The organism is Actinomadura sp. DC4, from assembly GCF_030406325.1.
In the GTDB taxonomy this organism is placed as follows: domain Bacteria; phylum Actinomycetota; class Actinomycetes; order Streptosporangiales; family Streptosporangiaceae; genus Actinoallomurus.
This window is the reverse complement of the sequence record NZ_JAUEQY010000009.1, coordinates 265,646-289,367: the sequence shown is the minus strand read 5'-3', so window position 1 is coordinate 289,367 and position 23,722 is coordinate 265,646. Positions and strand designations below refer to the sequence as shown.

At 71.3% G+C, this 23,722-nt stretch carries 20 protein-coding genes; 3 read left to right on the top strand and 17 right to left on the bottom strand.

Features of this window, described 5'->3' with window-relative positions; genetic code table 11:
- Positions 1–58 precede the first annotated feature (58 nt).
- The 14 genes from QWU11_RS17765 to QWU11_RS17700 form a co-directional block, all read right to left on the bottom strand.
- Complete coding sequence (locus QWU11_RS17765; RefSeq protein WP_290111134.1) at positions 59–475, bottom strand: ribonuclease domain-containing protein; 417 nt, start codon at positions 473–475, stop codon at positions 59–61.
- Between the two features lie 159 nt (positions 476–634).
- Positions 635–1,306 carry a DUF6461 domain-containing protein gene (locus tag QWU11_RS17760; RefSeq protein WP_290111132.1) on the bottom strand — a complete coding sequence of 224 codons (672 nt, stop codon included), beginning with the start codon at positions 1,304–1,306 and terminating at the stop codon, positions 635–637.
- Between the two features lie 47 nt (positions 1,307–1,353).
- On the bottom strand, positions 1,354–1,824 hold the full coding sequence (locus QWU11_RS17755; RefSeq protein WP_290111123.1) for a cupin domain-containing protein: 471 nt from the start codon (positions 1,822–1,824) through the stop codon (positions 1,354–1,356).
- A 172-nt stretch (positions 1,825–1,996) separates the two neighbouring features.
- Positions 1,997–3,208, bottom strand: a complete 1,212-nt coding sequence (locus QWU11_RS17750) for a cytochrome P450 (protein ID WP_290111121.1) — start codon at positions 3,206–3,208, stop codon at positions 1,997–1,999.
- 247 nt (positions 3,209–3,455) lie between these two features.
- The gene (locus QWU11_RS17745; RefSeq protein ID WP_290111108.1) at positions 3,456–5,126 is read right to left on the bottom strand and encodes a helix-turn-helix domain-containing protein; all 1,671 of its coding nucleotides are present in this window, start codon (positions 5,124–5,126) and stop codon (positions 3,456–3,458) included.
- Positions 5,127–5,156: 30 nt separating this feature from the next.
- On the bottom strand, positions 5,157–6,263 hold the full coding sequence (gene menC, locus QWU11_RS17740; protein ID WP_290111096.1) for an o-succinylbenzoate synthase: 1,107 nt from the start codon (positions 6,261–6,263) through the stop codon (positions 5,157–5,159).
- The gene (locus tag QWU11_RS17735) at positions 6,260–7,135 is read right to left on the bottom strand and encodes a GNAT family N-acetyltransferase (RefSeq protein WP_290111075.1); all 876 of its coding nucleotides are present in this window, start codon (positions 7,133–7,135) and stop codon (positions 6,260–6,262) included. The genes menC and QWU11_RS17735 overlap by 4 nt, the downstream gene beginning before the upstream one ends.
- A 14-nt stretch (positions 7,136–7,149) precedes the next feature.
- On the bottom strand, positions 7,150–8,259 hold the full coding sequence (locus tag QWU11_RS17730) for a M20/M25/M40 family metallo-hydrolase (RefSeq protein WP_290111065.1): 1,110 nt from the start codon (positions 8,257–8,259) through the stop codon (positions 7,150–7,152).
- Positions 8,256–11,549, bottom strand: coding sequence for a serine hydrolase (locus tag QWU11_RS17725; protein WP_290111063.1), 3,294 nt, complete (start codon positions 11,547–11,549; stop codon positions 8,256–8,258). Before QWU11_RS17725 ends, QWU11_RS17730 begins: the two co-directional genes overlap by 4 nt.
- A 65-nt stretch (positions 11,550–11,614) precedes the next feature.
- Complete coding sequence (locus QWU11_RS17720) at positions 11,615–12,361, bottom strand: ATP-binding cassette domain-containing protein (RefSeq protein ID WP_290111054.1); 747 nt, start codon at positions 12,359–12,361, stop codon at positions 11,615–11,617.
- Entirely contained in the window at positions 12,358–14,298 is a 1,941-nt protein-coding gene (locus QWU11_RS17715; RefSeq protein WP_290111050.1) for a dipeptide/oligopeptide/nickel ABC transporter permease/ATP-binding protein, read from the bottom strand. Before QWU11_RS17715 ends, QWU11_RS17720 begins: the two co-directional genes overlap by 4 nt.
- Positions 14,299–14,301: 3 nt before the next feature.
- Positions 14,302–15,297, bottom strand: a complete 996-nt coding sequence (locus QWU11_RS17710; RefSeq protein ID WP_290111040.1) for an ABC transporter permease — start codon at positions 15,295–15,297, stop codon at positions 14,302–14,304.
- Positions 15,298–15,315: 18 nt separating this feature from the next.
- A complete protein-coding gene (locus tag QWU11_RS17705) occupies positions 15,316–16,911 on the bottom strand; it encodes an ABC transporter substrate-binding protein (protein WP_290111033.1) in 1,596 nt (531 codons plus the stop codon).
- A gap of 42 nt (positions 16,912–16,953) precedes the next feature.
- Positions 16,954–18,342 (bottom strand): serine hydrolase domain-containing protein, encoded by a 1,389-nt coding sequence (locus QWU11_RS17700; protein WP_290111031.1) that lies wholly within the window; start codon positions 18,340–18,342, stop codon positions 16,954–16,956.
- A gap of 198 nt (positions 18,343–18,540) precedes the next feature.
- Here QWU11_RS17700 and cynS point away from each other — a divergent pair, with 198 nt between their 5' ends.
- On the top strand, positions 18,541–18,981 hold the full coding sequence (gene cynS, locus QWU11_RS17695) for a cyanase (RefSeq protein WP_290111026.1): 441 nt from the start codon (positions 18,541–18,543) through the stop codon (positions 18,979–18,981).
- Here the strand turns inward: cynS and QWU11_RS17690 are convergent.
- The gene (locus QWU11_RS17690; protein ID WP_290111024.1) at positions 18,972–19,604 is read right to left on the bottom strand and encodes an isochorismatase family cysteine hydrolase; all 633 of its coding nucleotides are present in this window, start codon (positions 19,602–19,604) and stop codon (positions 18,972–18,974) included. The genes cynS and QWU11_RS17690 overlap by 10 nt on opposite strands.
- A gap of 225 nt (positions 19,605–19,829) precedes the next feature.
- Between QWU11_RS17690 and QWU11_RS17685 the strand changes: the two genes are divergently transcribed.
- Positions 19,830–20,612 (top strand): LLM class F420-dependent oxidoreductase, encoded by a 783-nt coding sequence (locus QWU11_RS17685; RefSeq protein ID WP_290111022.1) that lies wholly within the window; start codon positions 19,830–19,832, stop codon positions 20,610–20,612.
- A 72-nt stretch (positions 20,613–20,684) separates the two neighbouring features.
- Here the strand turns inward: QWU11_RS17685 and QWU11_RS17680 are convergent, their stop codons facing one another.
- Positions 20,685–21,152: a hypothetical protein gene (locus QWU11_RS17680; protein ID WP_290111020.1), complete on the bottom strand. Its 468-nt coding sequence runs from the start codon at positions 21,150–21,152 to the stop codon at positions 20,685–20,687.
- A 285-nt stretch (positions 21,153–21,437) separates the two neighbouring features.
- On the opposite strand from QWU11_RS17680, the gene QWU11_RS17675 reads away from it, so the two are divergent.
- A complete protein-coding gene (locus tag QWU11_RS17675) occupies positions 21,438–22,967 on the top strand; it encodes an FG-GAP-like repeat-containing protein (RefSeq protein WP_290111015.1) in 1,530 nt (509 codons plus the stop codon).
- A gap of 183 nt (positions 22,968–23,150) precedes the next feature.
- Here QWU11_RS17675 and QWU11_RS17670 read toward each other — a convergent pair whose 3' ends face one another.
- Complete coding sequence (locus tag QWU11_RS17670; RefSeq protein WP_290111013.1) at positions 23,151–23,708, bottom strand: ATP/GTP-binding protein; 558 nt, start codon at positions 23,706–23,708, stop codon at positions 23,151–23,153.
- Positions 23,709–23,722 lie beyond the last annotated feature (14 nt).

The following is a 23,722-nucleotide window of genomic DNA, read 5'->3' as shown; positions in this document are numbered from 1 at the left end:
GTACGGCCCCGCGCCGCCTCCGTGTCGGAGGTGGCGCGGGGCCGGCCCTGGCGGGGGTTCAGAGCAGGTAGAAGTCGGTGTAGTGGTTCGGGGAGAACCAGACCTTGCCGAGGCCCTTGTCGACGATGATCCGGTAGGCGTCACGAGCGGCGCCGCAGGTGCGCGGGTAGACGTCGTACTCGTAGTAGGTGCGGCCGCTGGGCAGTTCGGCCTCGTAGTTGTAGTACTGGCCGCCGGCGTAGCTGCACTGGCCGCCGGTCCACGTGACCCATCCCCGAGTCGTCGGGTAGCCCTTGGCCTTCCAGGCCGTGTTGGCCGTCCGGGCGTCCGGGCACCGGGAGATCGTGCAGGTGCTGTAGACCGATGCCTGCGCCGGGCTGACGACCGCGGACAGGCCGAACACCGACGTGACGGCGACGACCGCGACGAGAAGCCGCGTCGTCCAGGCCGGCCGGACACGTTGTCGGTACTGCATGGAGCCTCCTTGGCGGGTGCTGGGGCCGATCGCCTTAAGGGTTTCTTTTCAGCTCCTGACAAGAAATGGCAAATATCGCCAAGTGTCGGCGAGTCCGTTAGGGCATAGGAATCACACGAGCAACTTTCCGGTCGTCGCCAACCGACTACATGTACGCACTCAATTAGATCTGTCCGACTGCCGCCGTGGGCGCCTTGGCGTGGAGTCCGGCTTCCTCTGCAGACTCTGCGGGGCGGGTTCCGGAGCATTCCATCCGGGAATCCTCACCGTCGGTAGCGGGCCGTTGACAATATCGGGGAACACGCTTATTTCGAACTCGCGCTCCACCGCCAGCAACACCATCTCCGCAGGGTTCCAATGGTCGTAGTCTTCGCTTCCGTCCTGGAAGAATCCAACTTCTGACAAGCCGCGGTTGAGGCGCGAGGGATCCGGCCCCTTCGCCGGTGTGAAGTCCCAATCAAGGTAAGTGGCCAGGACCTCCCCGTCGCGCGCATGCGTGGCCTTGGCCGTACTGTCCATCAGCTTCTGCACGCAGACCGCCTCGGTTCCGACGGACAGGCGAGAGAGCAACTGCTTCTGGAACGCCGCGTCGGTGATATTGGGATTGACCTCCAGCAGGAGGGTCCAATCACCGCCGGCGTGCACGCGCACGACCGGGACGCCGTAGCCGAAATGCCGTGCCGCCTCAAGTGAGGTGTACTGCGGATGCGGTCCTTGGCCGGAGACGCCCAACCTGGCCGGCACCTCGTCCGGCGGGAGGCCGCGTACGCATGTCACGCAATAATGATCGCTCGCCACACAGGAGTACAGCTTCGATCGCAGGATGATCACCTCTGCCGGTTCGGCTCCCACCGCGCCGCTCGGCGCGAGGACGCCCCCTACTGTGCGGGGGCCGACCGCCAGTTGGGAAGGTCCGCGAGGTGGAAGTCGTAGCGGTCCCGTTCGGGGAGAAGCGAGGAGAACTCCGCCTCGCCACGGCTGATGGCGGCCAGGTGTTCGAAGAGGCCGAACCGTTCGATGCCGGGGCTGAGCACGACGAGCACGTCGGCCACCTCGCCGTCCGCCGCGCCGAAGGCGTGCACCATGCCCGGCGGGACGATGACCAGGCCGCCCCTTCTCACCGAGGTCAGAGTGTCGCCGAGACGGAAGAGCATCGTCCCGTCCAGCACGTAGAAGACCTCGTGGGAGAGCTTGTGGTGGTGTGGGGATCCCCCGTTGGCGCCGGTTCCGAGGGTGAGGCGGCTCGTGCTGACCGCGCCCCCGTCGGTGAGAAGTTCGAACTCACCGTTCGCCAGCGACACCCTGGCCGCCTCGCCGGGCTGTACGACCACGGCGGAGGTGACTTCCATGACGACTCCTTTTACCGGCGGCAGCGCGCCCGATGGATCCGCGAAGACCACCCAGTTTACCCGTCGAGACGATCTTCACCTCGCCGGGTGGGCCCGTGACCTGCATGGACGCGACCCTGGCGCTGCGCCCCGTTGACCGGGGCCGTGCCGATCAACGGGGGCGGCAACGCTCTCAGTCCACGATGACCGGCAGGGCGGTGAGCCCGTTGACGAGCAGGCTGGCCTGCATCGTGAGCTCCTCCGGGGGTACGGCGAGGCGCACTTTCGGGAATCGATCGAACAGTGCGCTGAGCGCGATCCTTGCCTCGAGCCGCGCCAGCGGTGCGCCGAGACAGTGGTGGATGCCGTGCCCGAAGGCCAGATGCGCCTGTGACCTGGTGATATCGAGCCGCTCCGGCTCAGAGAACTGACCAGGGTCGCGGTTGGCGGCGAGCGGTGAGGGCAGCACCATCTCGCCGGCGGGGATGGTGACGCCGCCGATCAGTACCGGCGCCGCGGTCCGGTACGGGGGCGTCACCTGCACCGGGTTGTGAAAACGGAGCAGTTCCTCGACGACCGCGGGCCAGCGGCCGGGTTCGGCGCGTACGAGGTCGAGCTGGTCGGGATGGGTCAGCAGCGCCCGCGTGCCGCCGGACATCAGATGGGCCGTCGTCTCGTAGCCGGCGAGGAGCAGCAGGAAGAGCATCGAGGTCAGCTCGTCCTCGGACAACCGGTCGCCGTCGGCGCGCGCCGCGACCATTGCCGAGATCAGGTCGTCGGACGGGTCGACCCGCTTCTGCGCTATCAGTTCGCGGATGTAACCGATCAACGACGTCGCCGCGGCGACGAAGGCGTCGGCGGCGTGGGCCGGGCCGTGAATGGCCACGGTCGTCCATTCCAGGAAGTCGCGCCGGCGGTCCTCCGGTACGCCGAGCAGTTCGCTGATCACGGTGAGCGGCAGGGGATAACACAAGGCGGCCAGCAGGTCGACCGGTGCGCCATTCTGGCCCGCGACCGAGATATCGTCCAGCAGGTCGTCGACAATGCGCCGGATCGCCGGCTCCAATGCGTCGATGCGGCGCCGGGTGAACGCGGCGGACACCAACTGCCGCAGCCGGGTGTGATCGGGCGGATTGGCGCCGAGCAGATTGTTGTGCATCGCCGCGGCGAGGTCGGCCGGGACCGCGTCATTGTGCGGGCCGTCACCACTGCTGCCCTTGATGATGTCCGGGTGGGTGAGCGCCTCCCGCGTCTCGGCGTACCCGGTGATCACCCATACCGGGATACCGGTGAACAACGTGACCTGTTGTACGGGCCCGGCCGCCGCGAGCTCGGCGAATGCGGCATAGCGAGCGGTCGGTGCGGCTTCAACGAACGGCGAGGCTACGGGTGGTGATTCCGTCATGGTCGACTCCGATCGCGGCCGTCATCCGGCCGGCAGCCGATGATTACTACGACCAGCTCAATGTACCCACGATCGACGACTTTCCGGCGTGCCGATTTCGTGCTTCCGGATCCGCCGGCCGACCTCGACAGGCTGAGCTGGGCAATGTCGGTTCGACCATCCCTTTAGCGGACCTAAAGCCCCGGGCCATGAGGACGGCGACCGAATTAATCGCCCCCCATAAGAAGGCCGACGAAACGGCCGATCATCAGGGGTCGGGCGGGGAGTCGACGCGGAGTACCTGCAGTTGCACCATCATGGCGAACCGCTGATCGGGGTCGCTGAGATCGCACTGTCCGACCTCGGCGACCCGCCGGAACCGGTAGCGGAAGGTGTTCTGGTGGACGCCGACGGACTCGGCGGCCATGACGACGTCGCCGAACGCGTCGAGCCAGGCGCGGAGTGTCTGGACGAGATTGCCGCGGTGGCGGCGGTCGTAGGCGATCAGCCGCGCCAAGGCTCCCGTCGGCTCCTCGCTCCGCGCTCCGGCGAGGTCGCGCAGCTCCGAGATCAGTGCTTCGCCCTGCATCTCGTCGAAGCGGCCGATCCGCCGGTGGAGGCGCCGGTCGCGGAGCACCCGCAGGACCCGGTCCACGCACGATCGGCTGTGGGCCACGTCGGACAGGTCGAGTGCCACCGGGCCGACCGCGGTGATCGGTGGCAGCCGGTCTCCCACGCGGTCCAGGAAGTCCTGGAGGATCCCCACCGCGCGGGTCTCGGCCGTCTCCGCGGCTCCGGTCATGGGCACCAGCCCGTAGGTGACCGCGCCGATCGCCGCCGCCGCGGACCGGGGGTGGATCGCGGACAGGTGCAGGGCGAACGCGTCGCTCAGCCGCTGCCGGTCGTGGACCACGGCCGCGCTGTCGGCGTTGTCGTAGTGCGGGCCGCGCTCGTCGAGGGCCACTCCGAGCACCAGCAGGGGCTGGCTCGACAGGCCGAGCCGTTCGAGCGCCTCGCCCGCGCCGACGCCGCCTTCGAGCGCGGTGCTCAGCAGGTCGGCCCGTACCCGCCGCTGCACGTCGGCGCCGGCACGGACCCTGAGCATGTGCAGCGCGACCAGCTTGGCCGACTCGCGCAGCGCCTCGTTGCGCTCGTCGCTGAGACGGGCGGGTACCGCCGCCCAGATGGAGCCGAGAACCTCGTCGCCCGCGCGTACGGAGATGGCGACGCGTGGCAGCGTGAAGCCGCCCATGCCGTCGGAGATGGGTTCGATGAAGACGGGCTGGTCGCTGCGCAGCAGGTCCCGGAAGACCCCGCCCTCGTGCAGCATGCGCGCGTACCGCTCCGGCACCTGCCGGCCGAGGATGGTCTCGACCCGGGAGGGGTCGGCCTCGTCCTGGCGGCCGGAGAAGGCCAGCACGCGGGAGTTGCGGTCCTCGATGGTGATCGGCGCGTCGAGAAGCGCCGCGATCGCGTTCGCGACCGCGAACAGGTCACCCGCCGGCAGCCCGCCGAGCGACTCCGCGGACTCCACGCCGGCGCCCCGGGCGAGCAGGGACCGGAGCATCTCGCTGAGGTGACCCCACGGAGCGCCGCGGCGCAGGCCGAGCACGGCGACCGCCGCCTCGTCGGCGGCGGCGCGGACCTCGTCGGTGAGCGGGACCGGGGCGCGGAGGACGAGCGCGGCCGCGTTCTGGTGCCCCAGCGTGCGCAGAAGCGCGGCGATGTGGCCGGGAGCGTCCACCCCGACGCCGAGCACCAGCGCGTGGGGCGGCAGCACCGGCTGGTCCAGCGGGTCGTGGAAGACGACGGCGCTGATCTCTCCGGGGCGGTGGGGGTCGCCGTGTGCGAGTTCGAGCAGGGTAGCCCCCAGGTCGTCGACGACCCGTCCGAGACTCGCGCGGGGGCGCGCGACGCCGGCCTGCTGCACAAGTGTCACGGTAGACGCACGGTCAACCCGCCCGGCCGGTCAGCCGGTGAGCCACTCGGTGGCGCTGGTGACCTCGGCGAGCCGGTCCGGCACCGGCACCAGGCCGAGCCCGGGGCCGGTGGGCACGCCGAGGTGGCCGTCGTCGAGGACGAACGGCTCGGTGATGTCCGAGGCGTAGTACCGCCCGGACGCCGACGTGTCGCCGGGCAGTGTGAAACCGGGCATCGCCGCGAGCGCGAGGTTGGCGGCCCGGCCGAGGCCGGTCTCCAGCATTCCGCCGCACCACACCGGTACGCCGTGGGCCGCGCAGACGTCGTGGATCCGGCGGGCCTCCAGGTACCCGCCGACCCGCCCGGGCTTGATGTTCACCACGCTGCAGGCGCCCAGCCGGATCGCCGCCGCGGCATCGCGGGCCGAGGTGATGGACTCGTCCAGGCAGATCGGCGTACGGATGAGGCGGGCCAGATCCACGTGGCCGAGCACGTCCTCTTCGTCGAGGGGCTGCTCGATCAGCAGGAGGTCGAAGGGGTCCAGCCGGGCCAGTTGCCGTGCGTCGGCCAGGGTGTAGGCCGTGTTGGCGTCCACCTGGAGCAGCAGGTCGTCACCGTACCGCTCGCGGACCGCGCGGACCGGTTCGACGTCCCAGCCCGGCTCGATCTTGAGCTTGATGCGGACGTATCCCTCGGCGAGGTAACCGTCGACGGCGTCGAGGAGCTCGGGAACGCTGTCCATGATCCCGACCGAGACCCCGCACGGGACCCGCTCGCGTACGGCGCCGAGCTCGCGGCCGAACGAGCGGCCCTCGGCGCGCAGCTCGGCGTCCAGCACCGCCATCTCGAGTGCCGCCTTGGCCATGTGGTGGCCCTTGAACGGCGCGAGGATCCCGGCGACGGACTGGGCCGACGGCGGCCCGGCCGCCATCACCGCCGGGACGAGGAAGCGGCGCAGCACGTCCGCGGCCGCGTCGACGTACTCGGACGAGTAGCGGGGGCTGGTCATCGCCACGCACTCGCCCCAGCCCTCGGTGTCGTCCGCCATCACCCGTACGAGCAGGATGTCGCGGACGGTCTGGGTGCCGAACGACGTGCGGAACGGCGCGACGAGTGGCATGGAGATCCATCGCAGTTCGACGCCGGTGAGTTTCACGAGTCCCTCCGTATGACGTACCAGCCGGTACGGTCGAAGCCGTCGATCCGGCCACCGCGGCCGGTCAGACCGGAGAGCGCCTCGCGTACGGCGAGCCGCCAGCGCCGTGCCAGCTCCGGTTCGTGAGTGCGAAGCGCCGCGATGTCCCGGGGCACGGCGACGAGTGAGGTCACGCCGTCGAGCCGGCCGAGTACCGGGCTGCCGTCTTCGGCGATGCTCAACGCGAGGACGGCGCCCGCCCTCAGCTCGTCCTCGGCGACGTCGCCGGCGCCGCTCCCGAGACCGGCGAGCGCCACCGCGCCGTCGCGGAGCCGCCAGCTCACCAGGAGCCGGTCGGAGTACTCGTCGCCGTTGATGGCATCGGACATCGGGCCGTAGAAGTCCGGCAGGTACTCGACCGGCCGCGCGGCCAGCTTCACCAGGTTGAAGTAGGCGTTCCGGGCCACCAGCGGGTCGAACGTCCAGGCGATCTCGGAGACACCGCGCAGCAACGCCCACGCGCGCTGGTGCAGTTTGAGCGCGAAGCCGATGCTGCGACCGGTGGCGGCCGGGGCGACGCCGGCGATGTGGCTGTGGAGGGCGTCGCCCGCCGGGGCGTGGAAGAAGCCCACGCAGGCGCCGACCAGGTCGTCGCCGTCGAAGGCGCCGGCCACGTAGTTGCCGGCCTTGGTGAAGGCGCGCAGCAGTTCGATGGTCACCGGCGGGTTCGCGGAACGGCCCCAGATGGTGCCGAGCAGGGTGACCACACCGGTGAGCTCGGCGATGTCGGTGAGCTCACGCACCGAGACGCCGGCCGCGCGGGCCGCGGCCTCCGCGGCCCGCACCGCGTCGTCCAGCACCGGCTCCGCGGCCGTTGCGCTGATATCGGTCACGACGTTCCCGCTCCTCAACTCATCGTGGGTCGTGCTGTGGCGAGCGAGTCCGCGAGCAGCCGTTCGGCCAGCGCGCGCAGCAGCACGGTCCGCGGTGGCATCTCCTCGACCAGCACATGTTCGTCGGCGGCGTGCGCGCCGCCGCCGACCGCGCCGAGGCCGTCCAGCGTGGGCGTGCCGACGCCGGCGGTGAAGTTCCCGTCGGACGCGCCGCCGACCGCGGCCCGGGTGGGCTCAGGCAGTCCCCGGTCCGCGGCGATCCGGCAGAGCAGCTCAAAGAGCGGCGCCGAGGCCGCCGCCTCGAGTGGAGGGCGGTTCGGGCCGCCGGTCGTCTCGACGCCCGCGCCGGGCAGCACCGGCCGCAGGGCGCGCATCGCCCGGTCGACGCGTCGCTGTTCCGCCACGGTTCCGGCTCGTACGTCGACGGCGAACGCCCCCTCGGCCGGGACGGTGTTGGTGGTGGTGCCGGCGCGGGCGACGGTCGGCGTGACCGTGGTGCCGGCCTCCCGGTCGGCGAGCGCGCTGACCGCCAGCGCCTGGCGGGCGAGCTCCAGTGTGGCGTTCACGCCCCGGTCCGGTTCGAGCCCGGCGTGGGCGGCGCGCCCGGTCACGCGCACCTCGTACAGCGAGACGCCTTTGCGCTCGGTCTTGAGGGCGCCGCCGGCGGACGCCTCGAGGACCAGCGCGGCCGTCGCGGCCCTGGCCTCCCGCTCGATCAGCCCGCGGGAGCTGGGCGAGCCGATCTCCTCGTCACCGGTCACGAGCAGTGTGACGCCGTCGAGGCCGGCGGCCGCGTGGAACGCCATGACCAGGCCGGCCTTCATGTCGAAGCATCCGGGTCCGCGCAGGACCCCGTCCTCGACCGTGCACGGGTGGCCGGCCAGCGTGCCGACCGGCCAGACGGTGTCGTGGTGGCCGAGCAGCAGCACCCGCGACGGTCCCGTACCCAGGCGCCAGCGCAGGTGGGTCCGGCCCTCCAGCACGATCCGCTCGGGTGCGGCGCCGAGACGGGCGGTGCCGACCCTCGCGACGACCTCGGCCGATCGCGCGACGGCGGCCAGGTCGGCGGAGGGCGACTCGCACTCGATGAGGGTCCGGGCGTCGGCGAGCATGTCGCGCATCATCGGTCCACCCTCGGCGTGGCGCGTACGCCGAAGTGCAGGTAGCGCTCACCGGTCGGCAGCTCGTAGAAGGTGACCGGCGCCCAGGTCTCCGCCTCGGGCGGCTTGACGGCGAACAGCGCCGGACCGGCCGGGACCATCGGGTGCTCCTCCACCGGGTCCGGCAGCAGCTCGGCGAGCGGGCCGGTGATGGTGGTCCGGAGCAGTGGGCCCTCCGGGCCGTTCTCGACCTCCATCCGGACGCCGCTCCGCTCGTACACGCCGACGTACGGCGCCACGTCGACGGTCACCGGTTCCGGTGGCGGTGCGAACGGCTGCGGCATCGTGACGCCGGCGACCTCGGCGAAGATCTCCCGGTACAGGTCCTGGTAGAGGTCGCGACCGTGACCACCGTTGGTGAGCAGGACGACGGCGAGCCCCTGCTCGGGCAGTATCCGCAGGAACGCGGCCTGGCCGAGGGTGTTGCCGTCGTGGCCGATCAGGCGGTGCCCGTCCCAGCCGAACCGGATCCAGCCGAGCCCCCACGAGTCGCCGAGGACCTGTTTGTCGGGCAGGTCGGCCTGGTGCGCGGCCATGGCGGCGGCGCTCTCCGCGCTGAGGACGCGCGTGCCGCCGGGCGCGACGCCGCCGGTCAGGTGCAGGCGCGCGAAGGCCAGCACCTCGGCGGCGGTCGAGGTGACGAGACCGGCCGGGCCGATCGAGCGGGGCAGCGTCCATATGGATGCCGGGACCTGCGAACCGTCGCGGTCCTCGTGGCCGACCGCGGCGGAGAAGAGCAGCGCCTCCTCGGGCAGGGTCACCGTGTGCGTCAGCCCGAGCGGGGCGAACAGCCGGTCGCGCAGCGCCTGGTCCCAGGTCGTCCCGGTGACCTTCTCGATCATCCGGCCCAGCAGCGCGTACCCCGAGTTGCAGTACGAGAAGGTGGCGCCCAGCGGGTGGTTCTGCCCGGCCTCGCCGAGGACGTCGACGTACTTCTCCAGGCAGTCGTCGCCGCGGCCGGTGTCGGTGAACACGTCGCCGTCGATGCCGCTGGTGTGGGTGAGCAGGTGCCGCAGCGTGACCGACTTCGTGACGTCGGGGCCCGCGAGCCGCAGCTCCGGCAGGACCTCGGCGACCGGGGTGTCCAGCGCGAGCAGCCCCTCGTCGACCAGGGCCATCGCCACGGTCGCGGTCCACACCTTGGTGATCGAGCCGATCTGGAACAGCGCGTCGGTATCGGCCGGTACGCCGGTGCGGACGTTCAGGACGCCGTGGGCGGCCTCGACCAGCTCGTCGCCGGTCTCGCCCGCCCCGATGCGGAGGATGCCGAGCTGCGCGCCGGGCACCTTGTGCCGCTCGGCGAGCCCGGCCAGCCGCCGCTGCCAGTGGGCGCCGTCGACGCGCGCCCGGCCGGTGTGCCGTTCGAGCCAGTCCAGCACGCGGTGGTTGAAGTCGAGCCGCTGCGAGGGCGGGCCGAGGAGGATGAACACGTGCGAGGCGTCCGGGTAGACGACGAGCCGCGTCGGGACGCCCTGCTCGCGCAGCGCGGTGTGCCACTGCTGGGCCTGCCCGAGGGGGCAGGTCAGGTCGTCGGCGCCGTGGAGCAGCAGGGTCGGCGTGCGGACGCCGGCCACGCGGGTGAGCGGTGACATGGCGGCGTACTCCGCCGGCTTCTGCCATGGGGTGCCGCCCAGCTCGTAGGCGCTGAGGAAGTGGCAGTCGTCGCTGGAGCCGCCCATGCTCACCAGGTCGCTGACCGTACCTCCCGCGACGGCCGCCGCGAACCGGTCGTCGTGGCCGGTCAGCCAGCAGGTCATGAAGCCGCCGTAGCTGTAGCCCGCCACCGCGAGCCGCTCCGGGTCCGCGAACCCCTCGGCGACGAGCCGGTCGAGCGGTTCGAGGAAGTCGGCCGCGTCCGCGACGCCCCAGCCGCCGCGGACACCGTCGTAGAACGCCTCGCCGTATCCGTCGCTGCCACGCGGGTTGACGAGCAGCACCGCCCAGCCGCGCTCGACCAGCTCCTGGTGGTAGAGGTGGATCTCGTCCGCGGCCGCGTTCCACGCGTTGTGCGGGCCGCCGTGCACGTCGAGGAGTACCGGCCGCGGGCCGCTGCGCGCGGGATCGTGCATCAGCCAGGCCTGCACCTCGGTGCCGTCGGAGATCGTGAACCACCGCTCCTCGCGGGGGTACAGGTCCACGCCGGCGAGTGCGGCGCCGTGGCCGGTCAGCACGGTCTCGGCCCCGGTCGCCGGCTCCACGACGGCGATCTCGCCGAATGACGTGGGGGTGGTGAGCGCGATCGCGGCGCGGCCGCCGCCGGCCGACAGTCCCGAGACGATCCGGCCGGCCCCGGCCACGACCGGGCGCACGTCACCGCCGCCGGCCGCGACCGACCACAGGTGGGTGCAGCCGTGGTCGCGCACGCAGAAGAGGATCCGGTCCTCGTGCTCAAGCGGCAGGCCGCCGGGATAGGCGGGAGCGCCGGGCATCACGTTGCGATCGAGGGCGCCGGAGAGGTCGGTGACCTCGCCTCCGGCGGCGCCGACGCGGTACAGGCGGGCGTGACCGACCGGGTCTTCGGCCCAGCCGACCACGAGCAGCGCCGAGCCGTCTCCGGTCCAGCTCACGGTGGCGGCCACTCCGTCGGCGAAGGCGACCACACGCGGCCGGGCGTACGGCGCGTCCACCTCGACCACGTGCACCGGGGTGGGGTGACGCAGGTCGCTGTCGGCACCGGCCCTGCGGGTGAAGGCGACGACGGTGCCGTCCGGCGACCAGGCCGGGTCCCCCGCGCTCTCCGGTCCGTCGGTGAGCCGCCGGACCTCGCGGCCGTCCAGGTCGAGGACGTGCAGCTGCTGACGTACGGGGCCGTACATCCCCGCCCCGTCGGCCTGGTAGTCGAGTCCGTCGGTGACCATCGGTCCCCCCGTGCCGCCGGCCGGGTCGACCGGCGCGGCGAAGGCCAGCCGGCGGCCGTCCGGGCTCCAGCGCGGAGCCCCGGCCCCGAGCGGCAGGTCGATCACCCGCTCGGGCTCTCCTCCCCCGGCGTCGAGCACGGCGACCTGCCCGTCGCGGAGGAAGGCGAGCCGGCGGCCGTCCGGCGACCAGGCCGGCGCCGTGTCGGCCGGGCCGGAGGTGAGGCGGCGGGGCGTGCCGCCGTCGGTGCCGACCAGCCACAGCTCGTCGACGGCGCGGTCGCCGTCCGCGTCCAGGGTGCGGAGCACGTACGCGATCCGGCCGCCGTCCGCCGACAGCACCGGCTGCGACGGCACCGCCAGGCCGGTGAGGTCCTCGATGCGCAGTCGCCGGCTCATCAGTCCTCCTTCGTCGGAGGAGTGACCAGGGGCGCCGTGTTCATTGATGCACTCGCTCCGCTCGTTCATGGCCTGCTCCTTCGTGTCGTTCGCCCGGGTACGGCGGCGAGCAGTTCGCGGGTGTAGTCGTGACCGGGTTCGGTGAGCACGTGTGCCGTCGGCCCCTGCTCGACGATCCGGCCGTGCCGCATGACGGCGACGTGCGAGGCGACGTAGCGGACCACCGCGAGGTTGTGGGAGATGAACAGCATCGCCAGGCCCAGCTCGCGCTGGAGCTCACGGACGACGTTGAGCACCGCCCCCTGGACCGACACGTCCAGGGCGGAGGTGATCTCGTCGGCGATGATCACGCGCGGGCGCGCCGCGAGGGCCCGCGCCAGCGCGACCCGCTGCCGCTGGCCGCCGGACAGCCGCGACGGTACGACGCCGGCGCAGGCCGGGTCCAGGTGGACCAGCTCGAGCAGCCGCGCGACCTCGGCCCGCCGGTCGGCGCGTGAGCCGCCCGGCGCCATCGCCTCGGCCACACTCTCACCGGCCGTCATCCGCGGGTCGAGCGAGGAGTAGGGATCCTGGAAGACGATCTGCAGCGGACGGGACCGGCCCCGAGTCGGCACCGGCGCCCCGCCGAGGGTGATCCGGCCGCCGGCGAGCGGGGCCAGGCCGACGGCGGCCCGGGCCAGCGTGGACTTGCCTGAGCCGGACTCGCCGACGAGCCCGACCACGGCGCCCTCCGGCACCGTCAGGCTGACCCCGTCGACGGCGGTCGTCCGGCCGTACCGGACCGTGACGTCGTCGAAGCGCAGCTCGCTCATGGCGACTCCACCAGTTCGTCGGTGTCCAGATCGGCCGGTTCGTCCGGCAACGGCTCGCCCGCGTGCCAGCACGCCACCCGATGGCGCGGCGAGTCGCCGGGGCCGGCCACCAGCGGCGGGTCCTCGGCCCGGCAGCGGGCGTCGGCGAGCGGGCACCGGGCGGCGTAGGCACAGCCGGGTGGCACGTCGCCCGGGTCGACCGGGCGGCCCGGGATCGTCGCGAGCGGCCTGGCCACGTCAGTGGTCATGTCGGGCACCGCGTCGACCAGCGCGCGGGTGTAGGGGTGCCGGGCGGCCGTGGCCAGGTCGGCGGCCGGCAGGTCCTCGACGATCCGGCCGGCGTACATCACCAGGGTCCGGTCGCAGACCTCGCCGACCACCGTGACGTCGTGGCTGATCAGGACCAGCGCGACGTCGTCGGCCGCGCGGATCGCGGCGAGCAGGTCCAGCACCTGCTGCTGCACGGTGACATCGAGGGCGGTGGTCGGCTCGTCCGCCACGATCAGGGCCGGGGTGCCCATCAGTCCCATCCCGATCATCGCCCGCTGGCGCATCCCGCCGGAGAACTCGTGGGGGTACTGACGCACGCGCCTGTCCGCGTCCGGGATCCGTACCGAGGTCAGCCGGTCGACCGCGCGGGCCACCGCCTCCCGGCGGCTCATGCCCTGGTGGTGCGTTGCCACCTCCGCCAGCTGGGCGCCGATCCGGCGAGTGGGGTTGAACGCGGTCATCGGGTCCTGGAAGACCATCGCCAGCGAGGTGCCCAGCATCCGGCGCCGGACCGGGGTGTCCGCCGCCAGCAGGTCGTTCCCGAGGAACTCCAGGCGGGAGGCGTCGACGCGGCCGTCGTCGGCGAGCAGCCGGGTGACCGCCAGGGCGGTCATGGACTTGCCGGAGCCCGACTCCCCGACGATGCCGACCGCCTCGCCGCGGCGTACGTCGAAGGACACCCCGCGGACCGGGCGTACCGCACCCGACGGGCCGGGAACGGTCACCTCGAGGTCGCGGACGTCGAGCACCACGTCGGACGACCGGCCTCCGGGCTCATCGCCGTGGTCCGCGGGCTCGGGTTCGGGCTCGGCGCGCGTGGTCACCACCGCGCGCAGGCCGATGCCGACGGGGATGCCGAGCCCCTTGGCGACCGACTCGCCGAAGAGGTTGAACGCCAGCCCGGCCAGCAGCACCGCCGCGCCCGGGGCGAGCGCCGCGGCCGCGTTCTCGTAGATGGCGCCGATGCCGTCGTAGAGCAGCCGGCCCCAGTCGTAGGAGGGAGACTGGACGCCGAGACCGAGGAACGACAGCCCGGCAAAGGACAGCAGTGCGTTGCCGGCCCCGATGGTGGCGTTGACGACCAGCGGCTCGGCGATGTTGGGCAGCACGTGGCGGAGGAGGATCCGGAGCCGGCCGACGCCCATGGTCCGGGCGGCCGCGACGTAGTCCCGCGCCGCAACCCCGGCGACGAGCGTCTGGGTGAGGCGCGCGAACGCCGGGGCGCCCGCGAGCCCGATGGCCAGGACCGCGCCGGTGGCGCCGACGCCGAACACGACCGCGAAGAACAACGCCAGCAGCAACCCGGGGAACGCGACGGCGATGTTCACCACGGCCGACGCCAGCCGGCCGGACCGGCGTCCGAGCACGAACGGCGCCGACCCGAGCAGCAGCCCGGCGAGCACCGCGATCGCGATGGCGAGCAGGGCGAGGGCGATCGACAGCCGGGACGCGACGAGGACCCGCAGGAGGATGTCCCGGCCGAGGCTGTCGGTCCCCGCCCAGTGCCCGGCGGACGGCCGGGCCATGATGTCGTCGGTGTCGACGGCGCCGGCGCCGGATCCCCACAGCACCGGTCCCAGGACGGCCAGGGCGACGACCACCGCCACGAACACCGTCGCCGTGAGCCCCAGCGGCGTACGGACGACCCGCCTCCAGCGTCGCTGCATCCGTCAGTCCTCCCGGATCTTCGAGCGGGGGTCGAGCAGGGCGAGGGCCACGTCGACGACCAGGTTGGTGATGAGCACGCCGACGCCGTACACGAGGACGATCGCCTGCACCACCGGGTAGTCCTTGGTGAGGATGGACCGCACGATCGTGCTGCCGAGGCCCGGCCAGGCGAAGACGTTCTCGACCAGCACGGTGCCGGCGACCAGGGCGCTCAGCAGCAGCCCGCCCACCGTCAGCGCGGCGGTGACGGCGTTGGGCAGGGCGTGGCCGAGGTAGATCGTCCGGGCCGGCAGGCGTTTCGCCCGGGCCGTACGGACGAAGTCCGCCTCGAGCACGCCGACCATCTCGACGCGGACGATGCGGGACAGGATCGCCGCCGGCCCGATCGCCAGGGAGAACACCGGCAGCACGTACGCCGCCGGCGTGTCGTCACCGGCGACGGGCAGCCACCCGAGCCGGATGCCGAAGACGTAGACCAGCGCGACGCCGATCAGGAAGTCCGGGATGGTCGCCACGATGACGCTGGTCGTGGTGAAGGCGAGCTCGGTACGGCGGCCGTGACCCCGCCGGGTCAGCACGCCCGTGACGACGCCCAGCGGGATCGCCACGACCACGGCCGCCAGGAACGCGAACACGGCCAGGAGGAGCGTGGCCGGCAGCCGCTGGGAGATCACCCCGGAGACCGGCAGCTGCGAGGAGAGCGACGTGCCGAGATCCCCGGTGACCAGCCCCTTCAGGTAGTGGAGGTACTGGATGAGGAGCGGGTCGTCCAGGCCCAGGGCACGCCGGCGAGCCTCGATGAGGTCCGCCGGCGCGGTGGGGCCGAGCGCCGCCCGTACCGGGTCGCCCGGGATCAGGTGGATCATCGCGAAGGACGCCGTGACCAGGACCCACAGCGAGACCAGCAGCCGTCCCAGGCGCCGGCCACCGAACCGTACCCATGGGAGGGCCCATACGCGCGGTCGCGCCGGGCTCGGAGCGGTCAACGCCACTGACATGTCCGCCGCCGCCCTTCGCTACTTCGCCAGCATGCGGATGCTGGTCGGGACGAGCTGGCCGGGCGTCTGGAACTCCGCGCCCTTGCCGAACGTGTGCACGACGTTGCCGGCGAACGGCACGATGTCCGCCTTGGTGATCAGGCCGGACTCCGCGGCGAGCCAGGCGCGGCACCCGGCCACGCCCTGGATCGCCGTCGCCGACTTCACCGCCTTGTCATAGTCCGGGTCGGAGATCGCGGCGAAGTTGTTCCCGTGCGGCGCCGCCGGCCCGGAGAGGAACGGCACGAGCTGGTCCGGGGTGTTGACGTTGAGCGAGACCCAGACGACGTCCCAGTTCCCACCGCCGAAGATCGTGCCGGTCAGCGTCGTCTCGCTCTGGCTGTGCCCGGTGGCCGCCACCCCGATCGCCTTCCACTGCTTGACCGCCAGTTCGGCCGCCGCGTCGCCGCCGCTGCCGTTGTTGTTCTGGTACAGGAAGGTCAGCGCCAGGGGCTTGCCGCCCTTCGTACGCCTGCCGTCGCTCCCCTTGACCCAGCCCGCCTGGTCGAGCAGGGCGCCCGCCGCCTGCGGGTCACGGGCCGGCAGAGCGTGGGAGACCGAGTCGCCGGGACAGGCGGTCGGCGCGTTCGTGGCCAGCGTGGTCGCCGCGGCGCCGCGGCCCGATGTGAGCACCTTCTGCAGCTGGCCGAGGTCGAGCGCCCGGGTCAGCGCCATCCGTACCTTGGGGTCGTCGGTGACGCGGCCGGCGTGGTGGTTGTACCACTGCTCCCCCACCAGAGCCGGGGTCTTGGTGGCGTACAGGCCCGCCTTCTCCAGCCGGTCAACGTCGGGCCCGGCGATCTGCGCGGCGTTCAGCCCGCTCGACAGCAGGAGGTTCGCCGCCGTCGTCTCGTTCTCGACCACCTTGACCACGACGGTCTTCGGCAGACCCTTGGTCGCCGTCGTCGCACCGTTCGGACCCCACGTGTAACCGTCGCGGATCGCGTACGTGTAGTGGTCGCCCGGCGCGGCCTCGATCAGCTTGTACGGCCCGGTGCCGGCCGTCGCCGTCTTCAGCGAGGACCGTCCGGCCATGCCTTTGGGACAGACGATCGGCAACGAGGCCAGTCCGTTGAGGACGAACGGGGCCGGCCCGGCCAGCGTGAGCGTCACGACCCGCGTGGCGTCGTCGCCCTTCGCCGTGGCGCCCGCCGGGAGGAAGGTCCCCAGGAAGGGGCTCTTGTTCTTCGGGTCGGCGACGAAGTTGAGGTTGTCCGCCACGTCGGAGGCGGTGAGGCGCGTGCCGTCGGAACAGGTGATGCCGTCGGCCAGTGTCAGCGTGACCGACTTGCCCTTCGCCTGCCAGCTCTTGGCCAGCGCCGACTGGATGGCGCCGGTCCGGCCGTCGACGCTGACCAGCGGGTCGTAGGCGAACTGGGTGACGGTGAACAGGGAGGTGCCCGCGCCCATCTGCGGGTCCAGGCCGCCCGGGTCGGAGGAGAGCCCGAGGGTGAAGGTGCCGCCTTCGACGACCTCGCCCTTTCCTCCGCGATGCGAGGCGCCCCCGCAGCCGGCGAGCGCGGCTGCGGCCAGGGCGAGGCAGAGGCCGTTGATGCCCACAGAGGTCAGCTTCATGGCTGTTCCGTTTCCGTACGTTCTCGTGGCGGGGGTTCGGGGTCAGGCGCCGGCGCGGCGGACCGCGCGGCCGAGGTGCAGGTACAGCGCGTGGCCGGTGCCGTCGTCGCCCAAGAACGCGTGCGGCATGTGCATGCCGCGGTCGGCCTGGACCGGGATCAGCATGTCGTCGCGGTAGTGGACGAGTTCGGTCCGCTCGACCTTCCCGCCCAGCTCTACGAACAGGCCCTTGGGGGTCTGCTCGATCCAGATCCGTCTCTCGTCGTCCTGGCTGACGGTGAGGTCGAAGACCTGAGCCGAATACGTGCCGACGTACCGCTCGGCGTCGATCCGCCGGGGCTCCGCGGGCGGGACGGGGAGGCCGGGAAGACCGACGCCGCTGAGCTCGTCGAGGACGTGGCCCACGACATCGCGGTAGAGCGAGACGGTGTCACCGCCGTTGGTCAGGAGCGCGACGGCCAGCCCGGCCTCGGGGATCATCCGCAGGAAGGCACCCTGCCCGATGGTGCTGCCGTCGTGGCCGATGATGGCGCCGGCCGGCGTGTCGAACCGTTCGAAACCGAGGCCCCACGACGTCCCCATGAGACCGAGGTCGGGCAGGTCGACCTCCCGCTCGTGCATCCGGGCCGCGGTCCCCTCGGCCAGCACGCGCGTGCCGTCGGCCGCCCGGCCGTCCTCCAGGTGCGTACGCGCGAAGGCGACCAGGTCCCGCGGCCGCATCGCGAGCATCGAGCCGGCCGGGGCGTTCGAGCGCGCCATGGCCCACATCGGCGCCGGCACGTAACCGGTGCCCGGCTCCATCTCGATGTGGCCCATCGCGGCGCGGAACATGATCGCCTCGTACGGCCCGGTGGCGGTGTGGGTGAGCCCCAGTGGCGCGATGAGGTGCTCGCGCAGGCACACGTCGTACGGCTGCCCGCGCAGCACCTCGACGAGCCGGCCGAGCACGCAGTAGCCGGCGTTGTTGTAGGAGAACTGCTCGCCGGGCGGGAACAGCTGCGGCACGTCGTGCAGGGTCGCGACGTACTTCTCCAGACAGTCGTCGCCCACCCCGGTGTCGGTGAAGATGTCCCCCTCGAACCCGGCGGTGTGGGTGAGCAGCTGCCGTACGGTGATCTGCCCGGCCGCCTCGTCGTCGGCGATGCGGAACTCCGTCAGATACGTGCGCACCGGCCGGTCGAGGTCGACCTTGCCCTCATCGGCCAGTTGCATGACCAGCGTGCTGGTCCAGAGCTTGGTGATCGACCCGATCTGGAAGACCGAATCCGCGGTCGCCTCGACCCCCGTCGCCTTGCTGAGCAACCCGGCCGCTCCGTCGACCACCTGATCGCCCTGTGCGACGGCCCACGCCGCGCCGGGGACGTCGTACTCCTCGATCAACAGCGGAAGCCGCTCGTCAAGCCAGGCCTGAATGTCGTCAAGGTTGCCCATGCGTCGTGATGCTAGGCACATTGCCCTGCCTGCGGTTGGTCGACGTCGACGACTTGATGATCATTGACTCGTCGAGTTCGACCAGTGATCCGCTCGTCCACGCCTTCGGCCCGGAGTCCCCCGTGTAACGCGGGTGGAATCTTCGCGGCGTAGCGTTTCAACTGTGCCGGATCCCCGGTTCCTGGGAGGACCACTGTGATGACCAAGAAGGAAGCGGCCGAGGCGGTACGCGCGGCCAAGGCGCGGCTGGGTGTGACGTGGGACCAGATCGCCGAGGCGGTCGGGCGGCCTCCGGCGTGGACGGTGTCGGCGCTACTGGGAGAGCATCCGATGAGCGCCGCGCAGGCCGAGGCGGCGGCATCGTTGCTCGACCTCAAGGACGATGTTCAGCAGGCGTTGCGGCTCCAGCCCACCCGCGGGGCGCTGGAGACCGTGGTGCCAGCGGACCCGACGATCTACCGGTTCTACGAGGTACTCCAGGTCTACGGGCCGACGATCAAGGAACTCATCCACGAGGAGTTCGGCGACGGCATCATGAGCGCCGTCAACTTCCGCCTCGACGTCAAGCGCGTGCCCGATCCGGCCGGCGACCGGGTCGTGGTGACGCTGGACGGGAAGTTCCTGCCCTATCAGTGGTGATCGCTCTCGCCACTCGCGGCGAGGAAATCGTCGACGTCGAGGGTGGCATGGGAGATCAGCCGGTAGCGCTGAATCATCACCTCGTGAGCGGCCTCGCCGCCGATGCCGGCGGTGGCGTCCGTGAACGTCGTCACGTGGTAGCCGCGCTCCATCGCACTGCGCACCGTCGACTCCACGCACAGGGTGCCGATCATCCCTCCGATGGCGACGTACTCGACGCCGTGCTGACGTAGCTGGACGTCGAGGTCGGTGTTGGCGATCACGTCGATGTTCTTGTGCGGGACGATCGTGATCTCGCCCGGGCGCGGCCCCAGCCGGGGGTGGAAGTCGGCGCCCCAGCTGCCGGCCGCGAACAGCCGATTCTCGTACATCTCCTGGTGGATGCCGGACAGATGCTTCCACGTCGTGAAGTCTTCTTCGGTGTAGGACATCGGGCAGAAAAAGATCGGCATCCGCCGCTCGCGTGCCCCGGCGAGCAGGCGCTGGAGATTGTCCAGAACGCCGATCCGCGCGAACTCGTCCTTGAAGAGGGAATAGGCTTTTCCGTCTTCTGAGAAGATGTCGTTCACCGTATCGATGAGGACCAGGCCGGTGGCCTTCGGCCCATATGTGACGCTCGGCATAATTCATCCTCGCGCTTTCCCGTGATTTCCTGCTTACGTTCCGACACTACCCGCAGCGCTCTCTTGTGCCGTGAGAGGCCGATGGGACGGATGGGCCTCATTCGCGGGCACCGTGCGGCTTCGGCTTACCCCTGGCGGACCCGGGCGCGAGAGGCGTGCTTCACTGGGGCTATGAAGGTCGGAATCACGACATTCATCACGGACGAGGGCATTCAGCCTGCTCCGTTGGCTGAGGCGCTGGAAGAGCGCGGTTTCGATTCGCTCCTCCTGCACGAGCACAGCCACGTTCCGGTCAAGCGGGAGACACCGTTCCTCATGGGCGGCGAGCTGCCTCGGATGTACTACCGCACGCTCGACCCGTTCGTCGCCCTGACCGCCGCCGCGGCGGTGACCGGCGACCTGCTGCTCGGGACCGGAATCGCGCTGCTGGTGCAGCGCGACGTGATCCACACCGCCAAGGCGGTCGCCACCCTGGACCTGGTGTCCGGCGGCCGGGTGATCTTCGGTGTGGGCACGGGCTGGAGCCGTGAGGAGATGCGCAACCACGGCACTGATCCGCGTACGCGGGGGGCGCTGCTGAACGAGCAGCTGGCCGCGATCAAGGAGATCTGGACCAGGGACGAGGCGGAGTTCCACGGTGAGTACGTGGACTTCGACCCGATCTTCTGCTGGCCCAAGCCCGTACAGCGGCCGCATCCGCCCCTCTACATCGGCGGCGATGGCAAGGCCGCGCTGAAGAGGGTCGCGGCGTACGGCGACGGTTGGATGCCGCACTCGGCGGGCGACCCGTCCCAGGTCCGGCCGCAGCTCGACCAGTTGGCCGAGGTCTGCGGAGACGTACCGGTGATCGTGGCCTCCGTGCCACCCAGGCCTGAGCTCATCGCCGCCTACGCGGAGGCCGGCGCCGACCGCGTGGCCCTGACACTGCCGACCCTGCCGGAGGCCGAGACATTGCGCACGCTGGACGAGATCACCGCCCTCGTCAGCGACGCGCGAGTCCTCCGATAAGAGCCGTGGCCGGGTGCCCCCGGTGGGCGCTTGGCGCACCAGGGGCCGTTCGCGTCGTCCGGGGCGTTTCCGTCAGTCTCCGGTGTTGGTCGCCCAGACCGGGCGGTGGTTGCCGTTGTAGATGACGAGGTTGCCGTCATCCTGGACCGCGAGGTAGTCCCCCTTGTGCCAGGTACCCGATGCCCAGACCGGTCCGCCGCCCCCGTTGTAGACGACGAAGTTGCCGTCCTGCTGGAAGACCGCGGTGACGCCACGGCTCCAGGCGTTCGGAGCCTGCCAGGCCGCTCTGCCGTCCTTGTAGAGCACCAGGTTGCCGTCCTGCTGCAGGCGCAGGATGGTCCGGCCGTTCCCCGACGTCCATGCCTGGTTGCGGTGCAGCGTGGCCGTGGGCCGGATGATCGTGTCGGCCCGCTGGTGTGCACGGGTCTGGACGGTGGTGTCGGCAGTGATCGCCTGGGCGGCGCCGGCGGCCGCGGAGCCAGCGAGAGCCAATCCGGCGGTCATGGTCGCGACGCAGACGGAACTACGGAATTTGAACATAAGTGTCGCTCCTTCTGTTCAGGGTGCCCGAGGCTTCTCGGATCGCACCGGAAACTCTGCGTATGCAATCAAATGCAGAGCGCGATGTCCACCAGCTGTGCCATACGGCCTGCGGACGCATTTACGCTGGTCACAGCCATATGTCGCCGAGTCGCTATAAGGATGGCGGCCCCGTCCGGGTAACGGCTCGACAAAATACGGTTGAAACGGGTAAACCGCCGAATTGCCTTCAGCGTCTTTTGTTCACCGCCCTCCGCCACGGCGGGCGGTGAACAAGGAGGTTCGGTGATTTCTCGTTTTCTCGCTCTCACGCTGGCCGTGTCGGTGGCCGGCGCGGTAGGAGCGACAGGGCCGGCGCATGCCGCGTCCGCGGGCGCTCGTCCGAAGGCGCTGGCGGGCACGTCGGCCAAGCCGTACGACTTCAACGGCGACGGCTACGCCGACCTGGCGTTCGGCAGCCCGTACGGCACGGTCGGCGGGCTCACCAGCGCCGGTTTCGTGACGATCGTCCCTGGCTCGGCCAGCGGGCCGGTCACCTCGGGCAAGGTGACCCTCAGCCAGAGCACCGCAGGCGTTCCGGGCGCCTCCGAGGCCGGTGACCACTTCGGCTGGGCGCTCACCTCGCTGGACATCGACCAGGACGGTTACGCCGACCTGCTCGTCGGCGCGCCCGATGAGGACACCACCGACGGCACCGACGCGGGTGCCGAGTGGATCTTCTGGGGGACCCCGACGGGGCTGACCGGAGCCGTCTCGCAGAGCCGGAACGAGCCCAGCAACGGCACCGAGGGCCCGGCGGCGGGTCACCGGTTCGGCGCCTCGATGGCCGAGGGTGACATCGACGGCGACGGCTACACCGACTGGATCACCACCGCGCCCGGCGCGGCGTTCTTCTGGTACACGACCACGAACCCGGTCGACGGCGTACGGGCGGCGGCCGCCAAGAAGTTCCCGGCGAGCGTCCACGGCACGCGGCTGCGGCCGAAGTCCGGCGGCAAGGCCGTGAGTGCGGCGGCCGCGTCGTCGATGTCCTACTTCCCGGCGATCGCCGACGTCAACGGCGACGGAGCGGGCGACATCGTCATGGGCTTCCAGAACCCTGACGCCACCGATCCGGCGGACCGCTCCGGGTTCGAGGTGCTGCCCAGCTCATCCGACGGCAGTCTGCCGATCGCCACCGTCTCCACGACGATCACCTCGCTGACCACCGGGGACTTCAACGGCGACGGTGCCGACGACGTCGCCGTCGGGGACAGCGGCGAGACCGGCGGTACGGGCGGCCATGTGCAGATCTGGCCGGGCGACGCCTCTCTGTCGCTGAGCACCTCCACCACCATCACCCAGGACACCGCGGGCGTGCCGGGCACCGGCGTCGCGGGCGACCGCTTCGGGTACTCCGTCGCGGCCGGCGACTTCAACGGTGACGGCAAGGACGACCTTGTGGCGGGCGTCCCGTACAGGACGGTCAGCAGCCAGGCCATCGCCGGTGAGGCGATCGCACTGTACGGCGGGACCGACGGCCTGAGCGGCACCGGCTCGCAGGCGTTCTCACAGAGCACCGCGGGCGTGGACGGCGCGGCCGAGGCGAACGACGAGTTCGGCTGGACGGTCAGCGTGCTCGACGTCAATCACGACGGGCGCGGTGACCTGATCGCCGGAGCACCGAAGGAGAACGGCACCGACGGCGCGGTGAGCGTCCTGCCGGGCACGTCGACCCAGGTCACGGGCACCGGCTCGTGGACGTTCGGGGCGGGCACCCTCGGTGTCACCGGCCTGGACGCCCAGATCGGCGTACGGACCGGCCGTACCGGCTGAGATCTCAGGGCCGGCCGCGGGTTCCCCACCCCGCGGCCGGCTCGCTCGGACCGTCAGGCGCCTCGTACGGCGCATCCGGGCGAGAGCGCCGTTGATGAGAACCTGTCCGGTCTTCGCGGCCGGCGGGCCGTGCGGATCTCCCGCGAGTGAGGGGATCCTTTCGGTGGAGACCGAAAGGTCGGCTCATCGCTCCGACACCGTGATGGCGTGTTCGACCAGGGCGACCAGTGCGTCCTTCGCCGAGTCGCGGCGGCGTACGTCGCACAGCAGCACCGGAACCTCGGCGGGGAGGTCCAGGGCGTCGCGGATGGTCTCGACGGTGTAGCGGCGGGCGCTGTCGAAGCAGTTGACCGCCACCACGAACGGCATGTCGCGGCGCTCGAAGTAGTCGATCGAGGCGAAGCTGGCGGTCAGCCGCCGGGTGTCGGCCAAGACGATCGCGCCGATCGCTCCGTACGCGATCTCGTCCCACATGAACCAGAAACGCTCCTGCCCCGGCGTGCCGAACAGGTACAGCCGTACGCCGTCGCGGAACGTCATCCGGCCGAAGTCCATCGCGACCGTGGTCGTGGTCTTGGCCTTCACCCCCGACAGGTCGTCCACGCCCACTCCGGCGTCGGTCAGGAGTTCCTCGGTCCGCAGGGGCCGGATCTCACTGACCGAGCCGACCATCGTGGTCTTACCGACCCCGAATCCCCCCGCTATAAGGACTTTCAGGGCGACGCGCGGAACGTCGGACATGTCACTCGGGGCCG

Coding starts and splice junctions, on each gene's coding strand:
- QWU11_RS17765 (WP_290111134.1), bottom strand. CDS start 475: ATGCAGTACCGACAACGTGTCCGGCCGGCCTGGACGACGCGGCTTCTC.
- QWU11_RS17755 (WP_290111123.1), bottom strand. CDS start 1,824: ATGGAAGTCACCTCCGCCGTGGTCGTACAGCCCGGCGAGGCGGCCAGG.
- QWU11_RS17750 (WP_290111121.1), bottom strand. CDS start 3,208: ATGACGGAATCACCACCCGTAGCCTCGCCGTTCGTTGAAGCCGCACCG.
- QWU11_RS17730 (WP_290111065.1), bottom strand. CDS start 8,259: ATGATGCGCGACATGCTCGCCGACGCCCGGACCCTCATCGAGTGCGAG.
- QWU11_RS17725 (WP_290111063.1), bottom strand. CDS start 11,549: ATGAGCCGGCGACTGCGCATCGAGGACCTCACCGGCCTGGCGGTGCCG.
- QWU11_RS17720 (WP_290111054.1), bottom strand. CDS start 12,361: ATGAGCGAGCTGCGCTTCGACGACGTCACGGTCCGGTACGGCCGGACG.
- QWU11_RS17715 (WP_290111050.1), bottom strand. CDS start 14,298: ATGCAGCGACGCTGGAGGCGGGTCGTCCGTACGCCGCTGGGGCTCACG.
- QWU11_RS17710 (WP_290111040.1), bottom strand. CDS start 15,297: ATGTCAGTGGCGTTGACCGCTCCGAGCCCGGCGCGACCGCGCGTATGG.
- QWU11_RS17705 (WP_290111033.1), bottom strand. CDS start 16,911: ATGAAGCTGACCTCTGTGGGCATCAACGGCCTCTGCCTCGCCCTGGCC.
- QWU11_RS17700 (WP_290111031.1), bottom strand. CDS start 18,342: ATGGGCAACCTTGACGACATTCAGGCCTGGCTTGACGAGCGGCTTCCG.
- cynS (WP_290111026.1), top strand. CDS start 18,541: ATGACCAAGAAGGAAGCGGCCGAGGCGGTACGCGCGGCCAAGGCGCGG.
- QWU11_RS17690 (WP_290111024.1), bottom strand. CDS start 19,604: ATGCCGAGCGTCACATATGGGCCGAAGGCCACCGGCCTGGTCCTCATC.
- QWU11_RS17680 (WP_290111020.1), bottom strand. CDS start 21,152: ATGTTCAAATTCCGTAGTTCCGTCTGCGTCGCGACCATGACCGCCGGA.
- QWU11_RS17670 (WP_290111013.1), bottom strand. CDS start 23,708: ATGTCCGACGTTCCGCGCGTCGCCCTGAAAGTCCTTATAGCGGGGGGA.